Raw genomic sequence first — 4,726 nt, forward strand, 5'->3', positions numbered from 1 at the left:
CCTTAATGTAATTTACGAAACGGTTATCAAAGGTAAATCCCTATCACAAGGTTTAGCTGCAAGCAATAAGTTTTCAGAATATGAATTTTATTGTATACAAGTAGGCGAGGAGTCAAATCGATTAGTAGAAGTGCTCGACGAATTAATTATTTATTACGCAGATCAAAGTGCGATGAAAAAACAGATTACTTCGGTGATGTCTTATCCACTATTTGTTTTAGTTATTACAATTGGTTTGGTCTACTTTATGATGACTAGCGTTGTTCCTATGTTTGCTGATGTTTTTAAACAATTTGGAAGTGAACTACCATCACTCACTTTAAAAGTGATCTATTTATCCGAAAACTTCCCCAAATTTTTCATAATTTTTATTAGTGTTGGTGGAGGTCTTTTTTTTCTGTGTAGATCACAAAGAGAGCAAATTTGGTTTCGGAAATACACGAGTATGTTAATTCTAAAGGTTCCTACTGTAGGAAATATTGTTAAGATTATATATTTAGGGAGAATGACACAGTCATTGCACCTCTTATTGTCAGCTAAAACTCCATTAATTAAATCCTTAGAATTGACGCATAAATTGGTTAAATTTTACCCAATTCAATTGGCGATTAACCAAATCCAAATTGATATAAAAAAAGGAAAGACAATGTACGAAGGAATGTCAAATTTCGAAATTTTTCCTAAGCGAATGTTATCCTTGATTAAAGTTGGGGAGCAAGTGAATCAATTAGAGACAATGATGGGTAAATTATCAAATCAATACAGTACAGAATTAAAATACCAAACAACGATTATAGGAAAGATTATGGAACCATTAATTCTATTAATTATAGGTGGCATAGTTGGAGTGATTTTAGTTGCTATGTACATGCCAATGTTTAACTTGAGTAATATAATGACACAATGATAAAGAAGAAATTATTTCCACATTCAATTTATGAAAATAAGCCGTATCGACTAGATGCATTTTCATTGGCTGAGTTGGTATTTGTACTTGGGATTATAGCTATTCTATATATGCTTGTCATGCCAAGTCAAGCAGGAGTGGTCGCTCAAGCAAAATCAATTGAGGCAAAAGCAAATTTAAACCAAGTTTATGCTTTAGAAAAAAATTATTTTTTTATGTATTCAAAATACACAACAAATTTAACAGAGATAAATTTTGAGCAGACAAGGTTAGTGACTGAAGGTGGGCAATCAAATTACCGGATACAAATTATTGAAGCTACTAACGGAACTTTTGTTGCGCAAGCCGAATCCGTAACTGATTTTGATGCCGATGGAATTTTTAATGTCTGGACAATTAATCAGGATAAAGAATTAGTTGAAACGATTAAAGATTAGATATGAGCATCGTATTAAATATTATTTTACTTCTAGTCTGTAGTTTTACCTTTTATGAAGACTGGAAATATCGTGGTGTATCTTGGCCAATATTTCCAGTACTATTAGTGGTAACCCTATGGCTACAATTTATATCTATAAATCTATGGTTAAACTTCTTGTTGAATTTGGTTTTTATTATTCTTGTGCTGCTATCACTAACTTTATATTTAACAATTAAAGAGCACCATTTGGTGAATATATTCAAAGCTTATTTTGGTCTAGGCGATGCCTTATTTTTAATCGTAATATCGCCATTATTTGTCAATCAGAATTTCATTTTATTTTTTATTACTGGGATGTTTCTCTCTGGTTTAATCCATTTAATTGTCTTTAAATATAAGCCAAACCCAAAAATTCCTTTGGCAGGTTATTTGGGTATTTATCTTAATCTGTGGCTATTGATAGGGTGGTTAACTAATGAAAATTTATTTACAACAAGGTTATTATGATTCAATCCATTGGAGAAATATCAACTGAATTGCAACAACTCATCAATGCGGAATTGGCATGGAGTTATGGAGTCATACCGGCCAGTGTTACAGCTAAAACACTCACTTTATACACTAGTGAGACTACAATTGTTGATAATATTAAAGATGACTTGGAAATAATTATAGGTAAGCGAGTCGAATTTGAATTTGTGAGCAATGAAATTTTTAGAAAATCATTAGGAACAATTTACCGAAAGTCGGGTCAGCAAAAATCGAATAATGCATCGGAATTTGAAGGTGGAAAGGATGATTTTTTATTGCATGTAATCTACGAGGCGCGTGAATTGGGAAGCAGTGATGTTCATATTGAAATTTATGAAGGTAAAGCGAGAATAAGAATACGAATAGATGGTCATTTGGTTGAGAAGTATAAACTTGAAAGCGAAGATTATCCAGAACTAATCAATAAGATTAAAATTAAATCCAATTTGGATATTACGGAAAAACGGCTGCCTCAAGATGGAAGGTTAAGTTTTTCTGATTTTGATATTCGTGTCTCGATATTGCCGACTTTGCATGGTGAAAAAATTGTGTTAAGGATTCTGTCAAAAGACTCTACTGGAGTTGATTTGGATAAGTTAGGGTTCGAAACAGAAGAGAAAAGAGATTATTTAGAAGGGGTAAAGAGGCCAAATGGAATCATATTGATAAGTGGTCCAACTGGATCAGGTAAAACAACCACACTTTATGCAACACTGAAGATATTGAATGATGAAAAACGGAATATAATGACAGTTGAAGACCCAATTGAATATACTCTGGAAGGCATCAATCAAGTCCAACTTAAAGAAAGCATTGGACTTACGTTTGCAAGTGCGCTCAGATCGTTTTTAAGACAAGATCCAGACATTATTATGTTGGGAGAAATACGAGATGGAGAAACTGCACAAATGGCTATTAGAGCTGCATTGACAGGTCATTTAGTTTTGTCAACAATTCATACCAATTCAGCTTGGGGAACAATTTCAAGGTTGATAGATATGGGGGTACCTCCTTTTTTACTCGCTGGAACAATTAACACCTCAGTTGCGCAACGATTGATCAGGATTTTATGCAATGAATGTAAAGTGATTCAAAAATCAAATGAATTAGAGTTACCAAAGAATATATCAGTGACAGAATTACCAGAACATTTTATAGCTGTCGGATGTGAGACCTGTCACTATACTGGATATAATGGTCGAAAAGCAATTTATGAAGTAATTCATATTGACAAAATATTAGGTGAAAAGATTAAGTTGGGCGAATTACAAATAGATGAAATTTTAAAGCAGAGAAAAATAGAAAGTTTAGGTCAAAAAGCGCTGAGATTACTGCGCAGTGGAGACACTTCACTAGAAGAAGTATATGCACTTATAACCAATGGATAACAAGCGAATGAAAAATTATTTTGTAATAGTATTATTATTGCTTTCAAGCTTTGGATTTGGCCAACAACCAAGTTTTATTGAGATGGAACAACGTTTACGTTCACTTGCTGAAATTGAGGCTGGTTATAAAGAAAGCGTTCAGATCAGTGTGAGTGGTGTCGGACTGGGTGATTTTATTTCGGCAGTAGCAATTGAACATAATTTAAATGTAAGTGTTGACGATGACTTAACACAGCCAATTGCCAACAATTTTTATAACGCAGTGGTGGCCGATGTTTATGTTTTTTTGATCAAACAATATGATTTAGAAATTGAGGTTTCAGGTACTATCCTCTCTTTTCATAAAAAGAAACCTAAAATAATTGCACCTGAGCCATACGTTCAAAAACCGGTAAATGTTGAATACAAAAATGAAAATGAATTTCTTTCCTTAGATCTTAAAAATGATTCCTTAAAACATGTTGCAGAGGCAATTACTAGAGTAGCAAATAAGAATGTAATCCTTTCTCCAAGCATTAAAGACAAAAGGGTGTCTATTTACGTGCAAAATCGACCATTTGACCAGGTGGTAGAAATGATGGCAGTTTCAAACGGATTAACAGCATCATTAGATAAAAATGGTTTTTATTATATCGATGTTGCCGAAAAAGAAACGAATTCATCAAAAACAAGCAATGCCAGATCTAGTAAGTCAGGTCAAAATGATGATAGCGGTCTTGTTTTGGAACTCGATCCAAATAATAATAATCAAGTCAACGTAAATGCGAAAAACATATCCATAAAGTCCATAATTGAATCTGCATCAGATGCATTATCCGAGTTCTATTTTATGTATGATGAACCGGAAGGAAATGCAACTTTGAAAGTGGAGAATGTAAATTTTGAGGAATTATTATCTCATTTGTTAAACGGTTCAGATTATACTTTTAAAAAAACAGAAGGTTATTATTTGATAGGTAATAGAAATACGGAAGGACTTAGAGCAACAGAATTAATTCGGTTGGAAAATAGGACGATTGAAACAGTGGTAGATTTGATCCCTTCAGACTTTTTAAAAGGAATAGAAATAAAGGAATTTATTGAATTAAACGGATTAATCGTATCAGGATCTTATCTTAAAATTAATGAGTTAAAAGCATTTATTCATTCAGTAGATCAGGTGGTACCCATGGTTCAAATTGATATAATTATAGTTTTTTCTGAGAAAACAAGCGGTGTCACAAAGGAAATGAAGGCAGGTATTTCTGATGGACCAATAGCCACTCAAGGTCAGGTATTTCCTGGGATAGATATGACGCTTGGAGCAAAAAGTATAAACACATTGATCAATGCATTTAATGGATTTGGTATCATTAATATTGGTTCGGTAACACCTAATTTTTACGCATCACTACGTTTTTTAGAAAGTAACAGTGTGATTGATATTACTTCAACTCCCAAAATATCAACACTAAATGGACACGAAGCGACGTTTTCTGT

At 33.0% G+C, this 4,726-nt stretch carries 4 protein-coding genes; all 4 read left to right on the forward strand.

Annotated features, from left to right (window positions below; all coding sequences use genetic code 11):
- On the forward strand, nt 1-907 hold a 907-nt coding region (locus tag T367_RS0118155; protein WP_027421118.1), incomplete at its 5' end, for a type II secretion system F family protein.
- Nucleotides 904-1,344 carry a type IV pilin protein gene (locus T367_RS0118160; protein WP_051568663.1) on the forward strand — a complete coding sequence of 147 codons (441 nt, stop codon included), beginning with the start codon at nt 904-906 and terminating at the stop codon, nt 1,342-1,344. The genes T367_RS0118155 and T367_RS0118160, both read left to right, overlap by 4 nt.
- A 487-nt stretch (nt 1,345-1,831) precedes the next feature.
- Nucleotides 1,832-3,247: a GspE/PulE family protein gene (locus tag T367_RS0118170; RefSeq protein ID WP_035845694.1), complete on the forward strand. Its 1,416-nt coding sequence runs from the start codon at nt 1,832-1,834 to the stop codon at nt 3,245-3,247.
- A 7-nt stretch (nt 3,248-3,254) separates the two neighbouring features.
- Nucleotides 3,255-4,726 (forward strand): hypothetical protein (locus tag T367_RS0118175; protein WP_035845697.1); only part of this gene is annotated, 1,472 nt, incomplete at its 3' end.

Source organism: Crocinitomix catalasitica ATCC 23190 (assembly GCF_000621625.1).
Classification (GTDB): Bacteria; Bacteroidota; Bacteroidia; order Flavobacteriales_D; family Crocinitomicaceae; genus Crocinitomix; species Crocinitomix catalasitica.